This is a genomic window from Bdellovibrio bacteriovorus (assembly GCF_048286975.1).
GTDB classification, from domain to species: Bacteria; Bdellovibrionota; Bdellovibrionia; order Bdellovibrionales; family Bdellovibrionaceae; genus Bdellovibrio; species Bdellovibrio bacteriovorus_H.
This window is the reverse complement of sequence record NZ_JBLVRT010000001.1, coordinates 785,855-802,613: the sequence shown is the minus strand read 5'-3', so window position 1 is coordinate 802,613 and position 16,759 is coordinate 785,855. Positions and strand designations below refer to the sequence as shown.

The window sequence follows — 16,759 nt, the reverse complement described above, 5'->3', positions numbered from 1 at the left end:
TGAGTGGCTTTTTTATTTTTCGGATTCAGATTTTATTTTCTTTTACGTCGATCAGGAATTTTTCGATCTTCAGATTGGTGTAATCCGGGAAGTCCAGCTGGGTGCAGTGGGATCCGTAAGGCACCAGGACAAATTCGGAGTGTTTGATCTTTTCCTTGAAGTGGTACTGAAAGCGGATCGGCGTGACCATGTCTTTTTCGCCGGAAATAATCAGCACGGGCACTTCGATTTTTTCCAGCACCGGTTCACCGTCGTATTTCATCAGCTCTTCAAACAGTCTTAGGAACACTTCCAGATTCATGCGGGCGACACCCCGGGCATAGACCTCGATGTCTTTGAAGTGGGTGACTTTCAGATTGAATCCACCCGCTAACGCCGCGATGTACATCGACATCGGATTATCCACAGCCAGTTTCCACAGAGTATTCCACACGTCCGGCTGATTTTCGTATTGTGACTTCACAAAATAGAAAAACGGTTCCACGACATCCAGGCCGAACATGCCCTTGATCGGATTTTTCGCAAAGCCGTTGATGAAGACCATCGACAAAAACAGTTCCGGCTTTTTTTCGTACAGATCCAGCAGCAGAGGCGCGCCAAAGCTGTGCCCGGCAAAGTGAGCCTTGCGGATATTTAAATGCGCCATAAGCCCGATAATGTCTTTGGAAAGGGCTTCCACGGTCAGCTGGCTGACATCGGCGACGGGACAGGATTTCTGATGGCCGCGCAGGTCAAAACTGATGACCTGATATTTTTTGGAGAAGTATTCAATCTGGTGATGCCAGTGATTCAGCAAACAGGCGATGCCATACACCAGTACCAGCGGTTCACCCTCGCCGCGCACTTCGTAGTAAATCGGAGTGCCGTCGAAGCTTTCAAAGCTGCCGGTGGTTTTGGGTGTGGTCTGCATGATGCCTTCCTCTAGATGTAGGTGACTTTAATAAGGGTGTTCCCCACAGAAATCAAATCCCCATCTTTTAACATTTCGGCATCTACGGATTTATTGTTAAGTGTGACCCGGCCAGGTGCTTTAATTTTTATTTCGACCATGCCCGGTCCTGAGTGCAGTTCAAAGGCCTCTTTAGGGGCTTCATCGTCTAAAAGCTCAATATCCAGGCAGTCGGCGCCGGCCTTGCGGGGGCCGTACCCTAAAATAATTTCCTCATCGGTTTGGATGCCCTGAATGAACTGTAGACGCAGCGCAGGACTGAAGCTTTGCAGGGTGATCGGTTCGGATTTCTCGGGTGCTTCAAGTCCCCCCAGGCGGTCTTGCAGAATACTGCGCCAGGTGATCAGACGGCTGAAATCCAACGCGAGCTCTTCTTCGACGGTCACGACTTTGAACTGGGTCCTGCCAAGCTCAAAGATAACCCCCGGTAATAAGGCCACTTTTTTCACACGGCGGCCGTTGATATGGATCCCGTTGGAAGATTCCAGATCCTGCAGAACGTACTGCCCCTTCCCGTCCACCGCAAATTGGGCGTGGGTGCTGGAGACTTTTCCGTCCTTGATGATGATATCGGCCTTGGATCGACCCAGGGTCAAACCCTCTTCTACCTTGAAGCGGGAACCTTCGTTGGGACCGTCCATAATCTCAATAAATGTGACCATTTACACATTCTAGGGCTGGTTTCTTGGGGATTCAATTGCCTATTCCTTGTGCTTGGGCCAAAGCCGTGCTAAACCCGTAAAACATTTTAAAAAGTCATCCTTGCTCCCGCACACAGAGGTGGGGGCTATAAACCGAAAGGATAGTTCAATGGAAACTACTACAACGAAAAAACCTTACGAGGTTGTCGTTCTTATGCACCCGGATGCTTCTTTGGAAGATCAAAAAGATCTTTTCAAGAAGAACAAAGCCACGATTGAATCCTACAAAGGTTCCATCAACTCTTTGGAAACTTGGGGTAAAAGAACTTTGGCAACTCCAATTGGTAAGCTGAAAAAAGCTATCTACTTCCACTCTACATTCGAAGCAGATACTCAAGCCATTGCAGAGCTTGAAAGAACTATGCGTATCAACGACAAAGTTCTTCGCTTTATGCACACTCGCTTGGATGAGCGCACTTCATTGGGCAAATTCATGGAAGGCTTCAAAAAAGGTCTTGCTGAATCTGCTGCTCGTGAAAAAGAACGTGAAGCAAAAGCTGCTGCCCGTAAAGCTGCATTTGCTGCTGCTAAAGCAGAGCGTTCTGAGCGTTACGACAAAGGCGAATAATTTAGAAAAGGCGTAAGCCATGAAGAAGACGGCGACCCCACAGAAGTTCATCACAATTTCATCTCTCTCGATTTTGTTGTCGATGCTCACTGTGGTCATGGGCGCCCCTCTTCTTCGTGTATTGCGCAAGACTTACGGCCCCGTCGCCTTTTGGATTTTGGGGATCGTGGTCACAGGAGCAGCGTGGCTCCTGAACGCTCAACCTCTCGCTCTGTTTCTAGGCTCTGTTTGGATGACTTTAGGCGCCTATATGGAAATGGAACAAAGAGGACTTGGGTGGTGGATTTCGGGTCTGCTGAGTGTCTTCGTGGGATCTGTGGCCGCTGGCCTGGGTATCCTGGGGGCTTTCAAAAGAAACGGTATCAACACGTATGCTGAAGTTCAGGGACTGGTGGAAAAGTTCGCACAGAAGGTTCAGGAAATGAATCCCGCTGTGAAAATGGATCCGGGTGTTCTGATGCAGCAGGTTCCCTCAGCCGTGGTTATCATTTTGGTGTTAGCCCTGGGTTTGGGACTTATTTTTGAGAGAAGGGTTTTTTCGTGGCTCAATTTGCCCCGCGAGAAAATTGCCTCTCAGCTCAAGTTGTTGGAATATCGTTTGCCCGATTATTTTATTTGGGTGGCGATGACAGCCTTCCTTCTGACAATGGTGAGTTTTGGCGGTAAGGCCATTGCTATCCTCGCAGTAAATATTTTGAACGTAACAATCGTTCTTTATTTCTTCCAGGGGCTGGCAGTGTTGGAGGTATTTCTGAATTCGATGAGAGCAGGATTGTTCATTCGGGTTCTGACGTACATAATCTTGGTCGGTCAGTTATTGCCGATTCTGGCAGTGGTTGGCTTGATCGATTACTGGGTTGATTTCAGAGCGCGTCTTCGCAAAATGAAGACACCGTCTGAAAACAGCTAAAAACTATGGAGATCACATGAAAGTTATTCTTCAAAAAGACGTTAAAGATGTAGGTCGTGTTGGTGAGTTGGTGAACGTTTCTGAAGGTTTCGCAAGAAACTTCCTGTTCCCACGCAAACTGGCTGCTGAAGCTACTGAAAAACGCGTAAAAGAGTATGAGCACTTGCAACGTGTTGCCGAAGCTAAAAAGAAAAAAGCTATGGCAGAGAGACAAGAACTTCTTGGTAAAATCAACGGCACAACAGTTACATTCAAACTGGCTGCTGGTGAGACTGACAAGTTGTTCGGTACTGTAACAACTACAGACATCTCTAAAGAACTTCAGAAAATGGGTCACTCTGTTGACCGTCGTGACATCCACTTGGAAGAGCCAATCAAAGTATTGGGTCAGCACAAAGCGGTTGTTCGTTATTCTGAAGGCATGGAAGCAAAGATCCAGATCGCTGTTGAGCGCGCGTAAGCCGCATTACAGGCTTCTGAAAGCTGAATGTTTCTTTAAAGGGACCCCACAAGGGTCCCTTTTCTTTTTATCCATAAGACTTTTTTATGGACCACATTTGAAAAATTGTATTGCACCGGTGCCATTTTGGGTGTTTAACGGCCTCACCTTTTGGGGAAGGTAGGGGGCGACATGAAACTAATCAACGTATCTAAGGCATTGGTTCTGACGACGACGGTTCTGGCGGGTTTGGTGGCGTGTTCACCGGCTTCTCAAAACACGGTAAACACTCAAGGCACAAGCATTATCGGCGGCGAGCCGGTAGAGACTTCTGATTCCATCGCAAAGACCACAGTGGCTATTATCGCTTCTGTACAAACTCAGGATGGTCAGGAAGGTTCCTTCATCTGCACGGGTTCCCTGCTTAAAAACAACATGGTTCTGACGGCAGGTCACTGCGTTCCGGTTGTGGGCGAAGAATACAAAGAAGTCGCTATCTATATTATCTTCAACACTGACATCAACAAAATGGAAAGAACTGATGTTCGTCTGGTGACGGATGCAGTTGTTCATGAAGACTACGGCAAAATGGGTGAGCAAGGTGAAGACGCGAACGACGTGGCTGTATTGAAGTTCGCGGGCAACATGGCTCCGGGCTACAAAGTGGCAAAGTTCCTGTCTGACGAATCCCTGCTGGTTCCAGGCACAAAAGTGACTTTGGCTGGTTACGGTCTGATCGAAACAGATGGCGTGAACACAAAATCTGACGACCGTCTTCGTAAAGTGGACGTAGAAGTCGTTGAATCCTTCGGTAAAACTGAAATCCTTTTGGATCAGTCTCAAGGCAAAGGTGCTTGCCACGGTGACTCTGGTGGTCCGGCGTTCCTGGAAGTAAAAGGTCAGCAGTACGTTTGGGGTATCACCAGCCGTGGTGCCGGTAAAGACGGTAAAGATGACTGCTCTCTGGTGAGCGTTTACACGAAAGTGAAATCTCAAGCGGACTTCATCAACGGTGCGATGAAGACTTTGCAAAAAAGAGCGAAACAAACAGCGGTAGCGGCGAAGTAATTCCCCACCGGGTTTAAAAGCAAAAAGCCACACTGAAACAGTGTGGCTTTTTTCGTTTTAAGGGGGCGAGATAACTAAGCGCTCTCGGCGCCGTCCTCGACATGCATTTCCAGGAAAACCATCTGCAGGTATTCCGCCATCACCTCACGCAGTTCTTCCAGCGTCAGGCTGTCGGGGTTCTTCCCGTGCTTTTCAAGCAGTGTGTTGAATTCTCTTTCGACAGGGTCCTGTGGCAGTCCAGTTGCCGCAACCACTGTCTTCGCTAGATTATTTCCCATGATCAGCCTCCATGCTTTTCAAAGGTCTCTATATTGAAGACGACTTCAGTCCATCAAGAGGTTAACGGGAACTCAACCCCAAACCCCTAAACAAGTCCAAGGTCCAGTTCGGCCTTAGGAGCGCCTGTGGGTGTGCTCTTTGGCCCAATGGCGCGCCCCTGGCAGGCACCAATACAGGAACGGTAGAAGCACCCGGCGGGGCAACAGACGGCGGATATAATAAAACACCGTCGCATCCAGGGTGGCTGGAATCCATAGCGGCGGGTTTTCGGTTTTCATCGTGTGCAGGATCTGTTTGGCGACTTTTTCCGGAGTGGTCAGCGACATGTTCATCATGTTTTCCACAAACGGGGTCATGTTCTTATAGAAATCACAATACGGTCCACTCCAGTTGCGAGCCGGATCCGAGTTCTGGGTGTGATAGACGTTTTTGTGGGAAGGACTGTGAATAAAACCGGGTTGCACCAGCGAGATTGTCACACCAAAGGGGCGCATTTCATACCACAAGGCCTCAGAAGCGCCTTCCAGCGCGAATTTCGAAGCCGAATACGAAGACATCGTCGGCATCGCCAGCATCCCGCTGACGGAAGACACGTTGATGATCTTTCCCCTGCCCGTTTCGCGCATGTGCGGAAGGCACAGACGAATCAAACCCATCGGCCCGAAATAGTTGGTGGCCATTTGCAGCTCTTCATCTTTTTCGGTCATGTGTTCAACCACCGCGCGATAAGAAATGCCGGCGTTGTTGATCAGAATGTCGATGCCGCCCCAGATTTTGCTGACTTCGTTCACCAACTGCATGCGGTCGGTTTCCGAGGTCACATCCAGCGGACGAATCAGCAGGAGTTCGTCTTCCAGGAATTCATCGCGAAGTTTATCCAGACTTTTTTCCCGCGCGGTCAGCACCAGGCGGTATTCAGGATGCCGGCGCAAAAGATGCGCAACGGCCAGGCCGATACCGGCGGAACATCCCGTGACCAGAACGACAGGTTTGAATTCTTGCTTGTGCTTGCGACGGAAGAAATGAAAAAGGGGCCCCATAGGACCCCATTATGTTAGACCGTTGAACCCGGTGCAAAGTTTTTAGGTCTGCCGCCCGGCATTGGTGGGGGCGCCTGTGGTGGAGGCAGTGGACTCACCGGGCTGCCTTCAGGATCTGCATCGCGGAATCTATTGTACTGGGCATCGAAGCGCATCTTCACAGGGCCGGTGGCACCGTTACGCTGTTTACCCACGATCACTTCGGCGTGACCTTGTTTGTCTGGATTTTCTTTGTCGTAGTAGTCATCACGATAAAGCATCATGATAACGTCGGCATCCTGCTCGATGGATCCGGATTCCCGCAGGTCAGAAAGCATAGGTTTTTTCTCGGTACGTCCCTCAACCCCACGATTCAGCTGGGCTAGTGCGATCACTGGAATCTGCAATTCCTTGGCGATGGCTTTCAGGGATTTGGAGATTTCGGCAACCTCTTGCTCACGAGACTGCATCTTTTGTTTCATGCTCATCAACTGCAAGTAGTCGATCATGATCAGATCAAGACCGTGTTCAGCTTTTAGACGACGGGCACGGGAACGGATCTCAAACGGCGAAACACCCGGTGTATCATCGATGAAGATGGAAGCTTCAGAAAGCGCACTGGCGGCGTTGATCAGTTTCGGCCATGCAGAATCCTGGATACGGCCGTTACGGATTTCGCTCATGCTGACTTTGGATTCCGCTGACAACATACGCATCATCATGGACTCTTTACCCATCTCCAGGGAGAAGTAAGCAACAGTCTTTTTCAGACGAAGCGCCACGTGCTGGGCGATATTCAGAGAGAACGCGGTTTTACCCATGGACGGACGAGCGGCGATGATCGTCATCTCACCCGCGTGCAGACCCGCAGTCATTTCATCCAGTTTCTTGAAACCAGTGGCAAGACCGGTGATCTCCGCTTTATTTTTGTAAAGCTCTTCGATTTTCTGGATGGAAGCTTTAACGATCTCCATAGAGCCCACCAGGCCCGTTTTGGCTTTGGTATCACCAATTTTGAAGATCTCGGATTCGGCCTGATCGACGAAGGATTCCACGTCCACGAAATCCTGATCGTAGGCTTTTTCAATCAACGATGAGTTGATGGAAATAAGACGGCGCAAAGTCGCCTTGTCTTTCACGATTTTCGCGTGAGTGGAAATGTTCGCAGAAGAAATGGTTTTATCCAGAAGGCTGATCAGATACTCAGGACCGCCGGCAACGTCCATGTGTCCCTGGGACTGCAGAACGTTGGTCACGGTGATGATATCGATGGGCTGGCCTTTGGCGTGCAAATCTTTGATGGCTTCGTAGATTTTCTGGTGACCAGGCTTGTAGAAGTCATCGGCCATCAGGACGTCACCGACCTGATCGAGAGCTTCGCGATCTAGCATCAAACCGCCCAGGATGGACTGTTCGGCATCAAGATTTTGTGGTGGAATTCGCGTACTCATTGAACCCCTCTAGAGTGGCGAAAATTAATAGAACTCAAAATTTGCGGGCCTCGTGCGTGGTGGTGGTTCTAGGTGGCCCGCTGATGCAAGACTTGAACGATACTAGTTCATTTTCTTTACACGAATCTTATAGTTGTCAATTTTCTTCTTAAGGGTGTTGCGGTTGATGCCCAGCATTTGCGCGGTTTTCACCTGGTTGCCGTTATAGGCACGCAAAGCCAGTTCAAGAAGAGGTTTTTCAACTTGTTCCAGAACCACATTGTACAAACCGTTCAATTCAACTTGTGCTTCTTTTTGCTGGGCAAAAAGAACTTCTAGTTTGCTTTTAACTAGTTTCTCCAAGCTTACAGATTGAAGGTTAGCGACAAAAAGATTATCGGAACTGTTTAGGTTCGGCGTCATGGAACTCCCAAAATTTCAGACTGAATAGTTAGAGACTATACTCCGCGTGTTTCGGGATTCCAAATATACTTATGGAGCTGTAATTGCAACCTTGCTGATGAATTTTTCTGCAAAATTTTTTCTGCCAACCAGCGTTCAGACACTTGGCCGTATGATGGGCTGTATAAAACCACAAATTTTTCAAATAAATTATGTTGACGGCAGAAATCCTCAGACCATTCGAAATCTTTTTCTGAACAGATCACGAACTTGTATTCCGTGCTGGGAGTGGAAAAGCCGATGTTCTCCATCACAAATGAATCTGCAGCACCACTGTCAGGAGTTTTCACATCCAAAATAATTTTTACGCGAGGATCAACCATCTCAACACTTTTTGATCCACTTGTTTCCAAAGAAACCAAGTAGCCTTTGTCGCACAAAGTTTTCATCAAAGTGTGAACTTCTTTTTGCAACAGCGGTTCACCACCGGTGATGCAAACATTAGGTGCCTTATGAGAATCGATTTCGGCGATGATGGCTTCCAGAGTCTGCATCTCACCTTCGTAGTACGAATACTTGGTGTCGCAGTAAGTGCAGCGCAGGTTGCAGGCGGTCAGGCGCACGAACACCGTGGGGCAGCCCACATAGGTCGTTTCACCTTGAATACTATAGAAAATCTCATTTATTTTAAGCATTTGACTGGCTCTTTGTCGGGCATACCGGGGCTTAAGTCAAGGAAGGCCCCGGGGAGCATGACTAACTGCTGGGAATTTCGTAAATTTTTTAAATGAACCAATTCCTTAAAAAGTTTCGACAGGACGTCATTTCAATAGGCTTTTTAGGCTTGGGGCTTTTCCTCGCCCTGGCCCTTGTTAGCTACAACCCTATGGATCCTTCCCTAAATTCAATGGGACAGGGCCTAAGATCCACAAATTACTGCGGAATTGTCGGAAGCTTCCTGGCGGATATGCTGTATCAGGCGATGGGCCTTGCGGCCTGGGTTGTGGTGGCCTGTTTTGGCAAAATCGCCTATGCGAGCTTTAAGGGTGAATCCCTGAACCTAAAAAACATTCGTTTTGTCTGGGCTTTGTTGCTGATCGTGAATGTGGCGGCTTTGTTCAGTCTGTATTTGCCCAACACCAAGATCTTCCAGGGGCAGATCTATCTGGGGGGCCTTTTGGGTTTGGGCGTGTCCCAGGCGCTGATGCAGGCGTTTAACTCCGTGGGTGTGCAGGTGATCTTGTGGTCTTTGATGGCCGTGCTGGTGGTGTTCTATTCCGAACGCACACTGCAGGAACTGGCAGAGATTCCCCAGGGTCTTTTTGCTGACATGAAAAAGAAAAAGTTCACCGACAAAATTGCGGCGTTCTTTTCTGGCATGTTCGTGAAAGAAGAAAAAACCAAAAAGTCCAAAAAAGAGGAAAAAGCCAAAGCGGCGATCTTCCCTCTTTCCGATAAAAAATTCGTAGAAAAAGCATCTGAAGAAGAGGAAGAGGACGAGGAGCTGGAAGAGCTTCTGGCCGCGGCCGAAGAAGAGGATGAAGAGGAAGTCGAAGAAGACGAGGAAGAATCCGACGACGAAGAAGAGGAAGAAGTTCCTGCTGTTCGTCTGGCGCAAAAACGCAAAGTCGTGATGAAAGCCAAGCCTCCGCGTCGTATTGAAAACTGGGATATGCCGAAGCTGGCGTTGTTGGAAGATCCTCCAGCATCCCGAATCAAGATCGACAAGGCCGAGATTCAGCGCAAAGCCGATTCACTGGTCGAAAAATTGAAGAACTTCTCCATCGAAGGCAGCATCCAGGACGCCAAACCCGGCCCGCTGGTCACGATGTATGAATTTAAACCCAATGCCGATGTGAAGATCTCAAAAATCTCAGAACTGGAAGACGATCTGTCTTTGGCATTGTCTTCAGAATCCGTGCGTGTGGTGGGTCACATCCCGGGCACTGATGTGGTGGGTATTGAAACCGCGAACTTGAAGCGTGAAACCGTTTATTACAAAGACTTGATCGCGGAAGACACCTTCTGGAGTGAAGACCTGGCATTGCCAATGGCCGTGGGCCGAGCGGTGGATGGGGAGCCAAAAGTTGTGGATCTGAGAAAGATGCCGCACTTGCTGATCGCCGGGACGACGGGTTCTGGTAAGTCCGTGTTCGTGGGCTCGATCATCACGGGTCTGTTGTTCAGGCACTCACCGAAAACGCTGCGTTTGGTACTGATTGACCCGAAAATGGTCGACTTAGCACCATTCTCGACCGTTCCGCATCTGGTGCTTCCGCATGTGACCGAGCCGAAGAAGGCTGCGACTGCGCTGAAGTGGGCGGTGCGTGAGATGGAAAAACGTTATAAGTCCCTGTCGAAATTCGGTGTGGGTAAAATTGAAGCCTTCAACGAAAAGACCGGCAATCTTTCCAAGGCCGACGTGGAAGAGCACGAAAAGATCAATCAGGATCTGGAAGAAGGCAAAGCGAAGCTGGATCAGTACTATTACCAGCCACTGCCTTACATCGTGATCGTGGTGGATGAGTTGGCGGACTTGATGATCGTTGAAAAACAAAACATCGAAGAGCCGATTCAGCGTCTGACACAAAAAGCCCGTGCCTGCGGAATCCATTTGATTCTGGCGACACAGTCTCCGCGTAAAGACGTTGTGACCGGTTTGATTAAAACGAACATCCCAGGCCGTGTGGCCTTGAAAGTGGCTTCCAAGATGGATTCCCGTATCATCATCGATGACTCGGGCGCTGAACGTCTGCTGCCAAACGGGGATATGCTGTTCCAGGCGCCGGGTGTGGGAAAACCAACCCGTCACCATGGTCCTTATTTGTCAGACGCCGAAATCGGCAATGTCGTGAAGCACTGGGCATCGCAGGCAGAGCCGGAATACGATCCACTGGCGATGAAAGCCCTGGATGGATTTGCTGGCGGTGATGGCGGCGAAGCTGGTGGCGGCGATGGCGGCGGCTTTGGTGAAGAAGAGTATGATGAAAGATACGACGAGATTCTGTCTTGGGCTTCTGAGCAGAAAGAAATCTCTGCGTCTTTAATTCAGCGCAAATTCAGACTCGGTTATCCGCGTGCCGCCCGCATGATTGAGATCTTCGAAAAAGAAGGTGTTGTGGGGCCAGCGAATGGCAGCAAGCCGCGTCAAGTTCTTGTGAGTAGTTACAGAGAACAATAAATAGAGTCTTGACTGCACCACCCTTGGTCGTGGTCTCATTAGGAGACCATATAACCATTCAAGGAGGAATTTATGTTCAAGGCTCTTATTGCGGCCCTAGGTTTGGCGTTCTCTGTTAATGCAGTTGCAGCACCATCTATCACGGAAGTAGTAGTTCAGGCTCAAATGCCTGGTATTCTGGAACAGGCTCAAACAACTGGTTTGGACTGGAAAGTTGGCGACAGAGCTGACTACAGCATCGACATGGGCTTCATCAAAGGCTCCATGATCACGTCTGTAGCTTCTATCGGCGCTGATGGCATCTGGATGAATCAGGATATGGATCTTGGTTTTGCTGGTAAGCAAAAAATGGAAATGCTGATCGATCCAAACACTGGCGAAACTAAAAAATTGCTGGTGAACGGTAAAGAACAACAAATCCCTAAACAAGACATCGAAGTTATCGAAGTTAAAGAAGCGCGCATCACAGTGCCTGCTGGAACTTTCGATTGCATCCACGCTCGTCTTAAAAACAAAGAAGACAACTCTGAAATCAACGCATGGATCAATCCACAGTTGGTTCCAATGTCCGGTTTGTTGAAACAAGTTGCTCCAAGCCAATTCGGCCAAGTGACTGTAGCTTTGAAATCATTCCAGAAGAAATAATTCATGAGAATGACAGTGATGAGAGCCGCCCTAACAGCGGCTCTTTCCTTTTTGACCCTGCCCGCTTTTTCTCAGACAAAACTTCCCAAGTCTGAGACCTACAAAGATATTATCGAAAAAGCCTACAATTTGAGTCTGCAGCGTGACCGCACTCAGGCGCTCAATATTCTTTCTGCCGCGATTCAAAGAGAAACCCGTCCCCAGGCGGTGGCTGAACTGAAAAAAACCGTCAGCGAAGTTTCCAACATCTTTTTCAGCGACAAGTCCCAGCAGCTATATGAAACCGGCGTTTCCTTGCGCAAGGCTGACGTGAATCAGGCTTTGGATAAGGTGTCGGAAGCTGCACGCATCGAACCTGACAACTTTCCGATCGTGATTGAGATGGCGAGGCTGATGATTGCCAAGGGCGACTGCAAGGCCGGCCTTGAAACTGTAAGAAAACAGCTTTTGGTGGTGCCTTTTGATGAGGATCTAAAGCTCACCCAAGCCCAGGCTTTGGCGTGTCAGACCAAATGGCCGGAATACCAGAAAGTCTATGACACGGTGGCTGTGAAGAAGTCTCCGCTGCAGAAATACTGGTACGCCTTGGAGGTCCAAAAGTTTCTGGATCTTAACAATCCGCTAAAAACTCAGGAATCCCTGGTTCTTTTGAAGAAAGCGGACGAAAAGTTTCCTGAATTCTTCTATTGGCAGTGGAAAGTGGCTCATTCTCAGAAAAGGATGAACACCGAACAGGCTCAGAAATACGTGATGACCTGCAAAAACATTTCTGCGAACCAGTACAGACAGTATATGATAGACCCCATGCTTTGCCGACGCATTTTGGAAGTCGAGGGCGAGCTTAAGGGGATGAATGGAACCACTGAATAAAATCCTTCTGTTTGCAGTATTGGCCCTGGCTGTCTCCGCGTGTGGAGTTAAGGGCCGTCCCCTGCCGCCACTGAATCCGGCACCGCTGGGCCGTGGTGAGCCGACCTTCAAGGATGCCAACCAGGCACCGAATCCCAAAAAGAAATCCATCAAAAAAAATCAGGATGACGACACCGCCGCCGAGACGGAGGAGCGATGAACCGTCTGTTGCCGCTTTCCATCACCAAGATGTCCGGAGCGGGAAATACGTTTTCACTGATCGATGCCCGCACGGGCTCGGCGTGGGCCGACCTTGAAAAAACCCTGGGCCTGACCCGCCCGCAGTTTGCAAAACTGGTGTGTGACCGCGTACTGGGCCTGAGCACCGATGGTTTCTTGCTGATCGAAGATGGCAGTGAGGGTTTTGATTTTCATTGGGACTTTTATAACAACGACGGCTCCACCGCGGAAATGTGCGGCAATGCTGCCAGATGTGCGGCCCGTTTTTGTTATGACACTTTAGAAGCCAAGGGCACCGGTGTTTTGCGCTTTAAAACCGGTGCAGGCCTGGTGGTGGCGCAAATTCTGGGTAACAGCCGCATCCGCGTGAAAATGCCGGAAGCCCGCTTTATCCAGGAACTGATCGAACTAAAAACCAAATCCAGCTCCACGGAAAAATTCGCACTGGTGAACACCGGTGTTCCGCACTTGGTGCAAAAGATCCATGCGTTTTCAGACACGGTGGCTTTAAAAGACATGGCCCGCGAAGCCAGATCCCATCACGATCTGCAGCCCGCAGGTGCCAACGTCACCTTCTATGCCGAGGAGTCCGCGGGAAAAATCAGAGCCGTGACTTTCGAGCGCGGGGTGGAAGACTACACCTTGGCTTGCGGCACGGGAGCTGTGGCGGCAGCGTTCGTTCATAACAAAGAAACCAAAGAATCCAGCGTGGAAGTGCAAATGCCCGGGGGTTCAATGCAAGTGACATTCGTCAGTGGTGATCCCCACCCGCTGATGGAAGGGGACGCGGTTTTTGTCGGGGACTTTAAATACAATCTTGAGGTGGTAGGATGAAAAATTTCAAAGGCACGTTCACCGCACTGGTAACGCCATTTAAAAACGGAAAGATCGACTTCGCTTCGCTGGATAAGCTTCTGAAGCAACAACTTGCTGGCGGCGTGGATGGTTTTGTCGTCAACGGCACGACGGGTGAAAGTCCTGTATTGACCTCCTCAGAGAAGGCCGAGCTTTTCAAACACATCCGCAATGTCTGCGGAGACAAAGTTGTTCTGATCATGGGAACCGGATCCAACAACACGGCCCAAACCATTGAAGACTCCCGCAAGGCGGAAGAAATGGGTGCGGATGCGATTTTGGTTGTGGTTCCCTACTACAACAAACCACCACAACGCGGACTGTATGAACACTTTAAAGCCGTGGCTTCTTCCGTGAAGATTCCAACGATTCTTTACAATGTTCCAGGTCGTACCATCACCTCGCTTGAAACAGGCACCATTCGTGATCTTGCCAAAGTCAAAGGTGTGGTTGGTATCAAAGAAGCCACCGGCAAAATTGATCTGGCCAGTGAAATCATCAAGGCCTGCGGCAGCGAATTTGTGATGCTGTCCGGGGATGACGGCACTTACGTTGAATTCCTGGGCGTTGGTGGCCACGGGGTGATTTCAGTCGCGTCACATGTGATTCCCGCACAAATGGTGCAGTGGAAAAAATGGGTGTCTGAAGGCGCGCTGGATAAAGCCCGCGCGGACATCGCAAAATACAACGACCTGATCAATCTTCTTTTCGTTGAAGCCAATCCGATCCCGGTGAAAAAGGCGTTGCAGTTGATGGGCATTCTGGAGTCCGCAGAACTGCGTCTGCCATTGGTGGAGCTGGGAGCTGAAAACACCGCAAAACTTCAGGCCGAGATGAAAAAAGTGGGTGTGCTGTGAAGAAAATCAAAATCGGCCTGATGGGTTCTGCCGGCCGCATGGGTCAAGAGATCGCCGGGGTGATTGAAGCCAACCCCCGCTGCGAACTGGTTTATGCTCCACTGCGCGGTGAAAAGTGGGACTCCAAGAAGGCGCAAGCTGTGGATGTGTGGATTGACTTCACTTCACCGGAAGCCCTGAAAGATGTTTTGAAAAAAGCCAGCGAAACCAAAACACCGGTGGTGTGCGGAACGACGGGCTTTTCCAAGAAAGAAAAAGAGCTGCTGAAAACCTACAGCAAAAAAATTCCGGTTCTGTGGTCTTCCAACATGAGCCTGGGTGTGGCGGTGCTGAACGAAGCGCTGAAAGCCTTTTCCGCGATTTCGCATTTTGATTTTCAGATTGAGGAAATCCACCACAACCGCAAAAAGGACCGACCTTCCGGCACGGCGATCACGCTGCAGGAAAATCTGGAAAAAGCGGTGGATAAGAAACTTCCCGAAGCTTTGGCCATTCGCGGGGGCGGCGTGTTTGGCGTGCACAAGATCTTTGCCATGAGTGATGAAGAGGTTCTGACCTTTGAACACACGGCCTTGAACCGCACCGTCTTTGCCAAAGGATCGGTGCAGGCAGCCGAGTGGCTGGTGAAACAAAAGCCGGGTCTATATCAGATCCGCGATGTTCTGTTCGGAAAAAGCAAAAAATGAGTCCTGTGCGGCATTCGGCATTGATATATCTGACGCTGGATCTGGTCGGCGGCACCGAGAAAGCCAAGGCACTTTTGGCTAAATTGTCAGAGTGTGGAGACATTGTGGCGATTTCTTCGGTGTACAAACGTTACCTGACTCCGGAGCGTCTGGATCTGAGTGCCCGCATGGAGTTTGTGATTCGTTTTGAAACCATGATGTCGGTCGATCAGTGTCTGCATGTGGTGCTTTCCGGTTGTGCGGAAGGCGCGCCGGGTCTGCTTCAACGCAGCCATGCCGAACTGACCCTTTTGACTTTCGATGACATGATTCTAATGTCACCGCGTCTGACGCTTCCCTATCCGCAACTGCACCAGGATCCTCTTATTATTCGCTGTGCCGCAGAGGCCTGGGGGCAATATGAGCATCCCATCTATCAAAAGAGCTTAAGTGAAATTGCGCGTTCCGCCCTGCCGGCCAAGCAGGCCGAGTTCCATATTCAGGGTAAAAGCCTGGTTGATTTTTAATCCTGGAAAACGTACAAATTGAGGGTATCCAAAAATCACGTTTCCAGACTCGGGAGTCCCCATGAAGTTTTTCATCGATACAGCAGAAATTGAAGAAATCAGACAAGCCAATCTTCGTGGTTGGGTTGACGGTGTTACCACCAACCCTTCTTTGATCGCAAAAAGCGGCAAGGACTTCCACACCGTGATCAAAGAGATCTGCAAAGAGATCACAGGTCCAGTATCTGCAGAAGTGATCAGCCTGCAGCACGAAGAAATGGTTCGTGAAGGTAAAGAGCTGGCGAAACTGGCTTCCAACGTTGTGGTGAAAATCCCAATGTGTGAAGACGGCATGATCGCCGTAAAGAAATTGAAATCAGAAGGCATCAAGACCAACGTCACACTGGTGTTCTCTCCAATGCAGGCGTTGCTTGCGGCTAAAGCCGGCGCGACGATGGTATCCCCGTTCGTGGGTCGTCTTGACGACATTGGTGTTGAAGGTATGCAGATGGTTGATCAGGTTATCCAGATGTACCGCAACTATGACTTCGAGACTGAAGTATTGGTAGCCAGCGTAAGAAGCCCGATGCATATCCAACTTGCAGCTGAAATGGGCGCGGACATCGCGACTATTCCGTTTAAAGTAATGCAATCCATGACTCACCATCCGTTAACTGACAAAGGTATCAAGATGTTCATGGATGACTGGAATAAGGCTCAGAAGAAATAATGATGAAGACCTTCGTCTGGGTATTCCTTCTTGCATCGACGCTTTTTTTTGCTGGTTGTCGCACCGGTGGGGTGATCTTGCGTGAAACCCCACTGAACTTGAGTGAGACCCGTCGCGCGATTGTGGCTGTGATTGGTGAACCCAAATCCATCAGTCAAAACGGGCGCGAGATGACGTCTCAGTACTACGACAAAAAAGGCAAGAATATCGACAAGATGGATATGGCCAGAGAACGTTTTTACACCCATGTCACTGTTCTGGGTGACCGCCGTCCTTACGATGTTCAGGTCCAGGTTCTGGTCGAAGGTCGTAATGAAGATGGCGGTTTTGACCTGCTTGACCGCGACGACGACAAAGCCGCGCCCATCGCGGAAAAGATCCGCCAGTCCCTTAACCAAAGTCGCGACAGTCGTAACGTCATTGACGACTTCCGTTCCTTCTAAATACGATAAAGGCTAGTCAGAAA

Annotated in this window: 21 protein-coding genes; 14 read left to right on the top strand and 7 right to left on the bottom strand. The window is 49.5% G+C overall.

The genetic code is table 11. From position 1 onward, the window contains the following. Positions 1 to 25: 25 nt before the first annotated feature. Together ACNQKP_RS03965 and ACNQKP_RS03960 are read right to left on the bottom strand one after the other, a co-directional pair. Positions 26 to 910, bottom strand: a complete 885-nt coding sequence (locus ACNQKP_RS03965) for an alpha/beta fold hydrolase (protein WP_417862975.1) — start codon at positions 908 to 910, stop codon at positions 26 to 28. 11 nt (positions 911 to 921) lie between these two features. Further along, positions 922 to 1,611 (bottom strand): FHA domain-containing protein, encoded by a 690-nt coding sequence (locus tag ACNQKP_RS03960; protein ID WP_417862973.1) that lies wholly within the window; start codon positions 1,609 to 1,611, stop codon positions 922 to 924. A 148-nt stretch (positions 1,612 to 1,759) separates the two neighbouring features. Here ACNQKP_RS03960 and rpsF point away from each other — a divergent pair, with 148 nt between their 5' ends. From rpsF to ACNQKP_RS03940, 4 genes are all read left to right on the top strand, one after another. Beyond that, positions 1,760 to 2,218, top strand: a complete 459-nt coding sequence (gene rpsF, locus ACNQKP_RS03955; protein ID WP_417862972.1) for a 30S ribosomal protein S6 — start codon at positions 1,760 to 1,762, stop codon at positions 2,216 to 2,218. 19 nt (positions 2,219 to 2,237) lie between these two features. Next, positions 2,238 to 3,128 (top strand): DUF2232 domain-containing protein, encoded by an 891-nt coding sequence (locus ACNQKP_RS03950; protein ID WP_417862970.1) that lies wholly within the window; start codon positions 2,238 to 2,240, stop codon positions 3,126 to 3,128. Positions 3,129 to 3,144: 16 nt separating this feature from the next. Next, on the top strand, positions 3,145 to 3,588 hold the full coding sequence (gene rplI, locus ACNQKP_RS03945) for a 50S ribosomal protein L9 (protein ID WP_417862969.1): 444 nt from the start codon (positions 3,145 to 3,147) through the stop codon (positions 3,586 to 3,588). 171 nt (positions 3,589 to 3,759) lie between these two features. Further along, a complete protein-coding gene (locus ACNQKP_RS03940) occupies positions 3,760 to 4,635 on the top strand; it encodes a S1 family peptidase (RefSeq protein ID WP_417862968.1) in 876 nt (291 codons plus the stop codon). A gap of 74 nt (positions 4,636 to 4,709) precedes the next feature. On the opposite strand, the gene ACNQKP_RS03935 is transcribed toward ACNQKP_RS03940, so the two are convergent. The 5 genes from ACNQKP_RS03935 to ACNQKP_RS03915 form a co-directional block, all read right to left on the bottom strand. Beyond that, on the bottom strand, positions 4,710 to 4,913 hold the full coding sequence (locus ACNQKP_RS03935; protein WP_417862967.1) for a hypothetical protein: 204 nt from the start codon (positions 4,911 to 4,913) through the stop codon (positions 4,710 to 4,712). A 114-nt stretch (positions 4,914 to 5,027) separates the two neighbouring features. After that, a complete protein-coding gene (locus tag ACNQKP_RS03930; RefSeq protein WP_417862966.1) occupies positions 5,028 to 5,954 on the bottom strand; it encodes an SDR family oxidoreductase in 927 nt (308 codons plus the stop codon). 14 nt (positions 5,955 to 5,968) lie between these two features. Next, positions 5,969 to 7,384, bottom strand: a complete 1,416-nt coding sequence (dnaB, locus tag ACNQKP_RS03925) for a replicative DNA helicase (protein WP_011162661.1) — start codon at positions 7,382 to 7,384, stop codon at positions 5,969 to 5,971. A gap of 102 nt (positions 7,385 to 7,486) precedes the next feature. Further along, complete coding sequence (locus ACNQKP_RS03920; protein ID WP_015089245.1) at positions 7,487 to 7,726, bottom strand: helix-turn-helix domain-containing protein; 240 nt, start codon at positions 7,724 to 7,726, stop codon at positions 7,487 to 7,489. A gap of 95 nt (positions 7,727 to 7,821) precedes the next feature. Further along, complete coding sequence (locus tag ACNQKP_RS03915) at positions 7,822 to 8,460, bottom strand: radical SAM protein (RefSeq protein WP_417862964.1); 639 nt, start codon at positions 8,458 to 8,460, stop codon at positions 7,822 to 7,824. 92 nt (positions 8,461 to 8,552) lie between these two features. Here ACNQKP_RS03915 and ACNQKP_RS03910 point away from each other — a divergent pair, with 92 nt between their 5' ends. From ACNQKP_RS03910 to ACNQKP_RS03865, 10 genes are all read left to right on the top strand, one after another. Then, on the top strand, positions 8,553 to 10,946 hold the full coding sequence (locus ACNQKP_RS03910; protein ID WP_417862963.1) for a DNA translocase FtsK: 2,394 nt from the start codon (positions 8,553 to 8,555) through the stop codon (positions 10,944 to 10,946). A 72-nt stretch (positions 10,947 to 11,018) separates the two neighbouring features. Beyond that, complete coding sequence (locus ACNQKP_RS03905; RefSeq protein ID WP_041576722.1) at positions 11,019 to 11,591, top strand: hypothetical protein; 573 nt, start codon at positions 11,019 to 11,021, stop codon at positions 11,589 to 11,591. Between the two features lie 18 nt (positions 11,592 to 11,609). Beyond that, a complete protein-coding gene (locus ACNQKP_RS03900) occupies positions 11,610 to 12,461 on the top strand; it encodes a tetratricopeptide repeat protein (RefSeq protein WP_417862962.1) in 852 nt (283 codons plus the stop codon). Beyond that, entirely contained in the window at positions 12,445 to 12,660 is a 216-nt protein-coding gene (locus tag ACNQKP_RS03895; protein ID WP_417862961.1) for a hypothetical protein, read from the top strand. Before ACNQKP_RS03900 ends, ACNQKP_RS03895 begins: the two co-directional genes overlap by 17 nt. Further along, entirely contained in the window at positions 12,657 to 13,514 is an 858-nt protein-coding gene (gene dapF, locus ACNQKP_RS03890) for a diaminopimelate epimerase (protein WP_417862960.1), read from the top strand. Before ACNQKP_RS03895 ends, dapF begins: the two co-directional genes overlap by 4 nt. After that, positions 13,511 to 14,392, top strand: a complete 882-nt coding sequence (gene dapA, locus ACNQKP_RS03885; RefSeq protein ID WP_011162669.1) for a 4-hydroxy-tetrahydrodipicolinate synthase — start codon at positions 13,511 to 13,513, stop codon at positions 14,390 to 14,392. Before dapF ends, dapA begins: the two co-directional genes overlap by 4 nt. Next, positions 14,389 to 15,078, top strand: coding sequence for a 4-hydroxy-tetrahydrodipicolinate reductase (locus ACNQKP_RS03880; RefSeq protein ID WP_038450449.1), 690 nt, complete (start codon positions 14,389 to 14,391; stop codon positions 15,076 to 15,078). The genes dapA and ACNQKP_RS03880 overlap by 4 nt, the downstream gene beginning before the upstream one ends. Then, positions 15,075 to 15,584, top strand: coding sequence for a hypothetical protein (locus tag ACNQKP_RS03875; RefSeq protein WP_015089254.1), 510 nt, complete (start codon positions 15,075 to 15,077; stop codon positions 15,582 to 15,584). Before ACNQKP_RS03880 ends, ACNQKP_RS03875 begins: the two co-directional genes overlap by 4 nt. 61 nt (positions 15,585 to 15,645) lie before the next feature. Next, positions 15,646 to 16,293: a fructose-6-phosphate aldolase gene (fsa, locus tag ACNQKP_RS03870; RefSeq protein ID WP_011162672.1), complete on the top strand. Its 648-nt coding sequence runs from the start codon at positions 15,646 to 15,648 to the stop codon at positions 16,291 to 16,293. After that, complete coding sequence (locus tag ACNQKP_RS03865) at positions 16,293 to 16,736, top strand: hypothetical protein (protein ID WP_011162673.1); 444 nt, start codon at positions 16,293 to 16,295, stop codon at positions 16,734 to 16,736. Before fsa ends, ACNQKP_RS03865 begins: the two co-directional genes overlap by 1 nt. Positions 16,737 to 16,759: the final 23 nt, after the last annotated feature.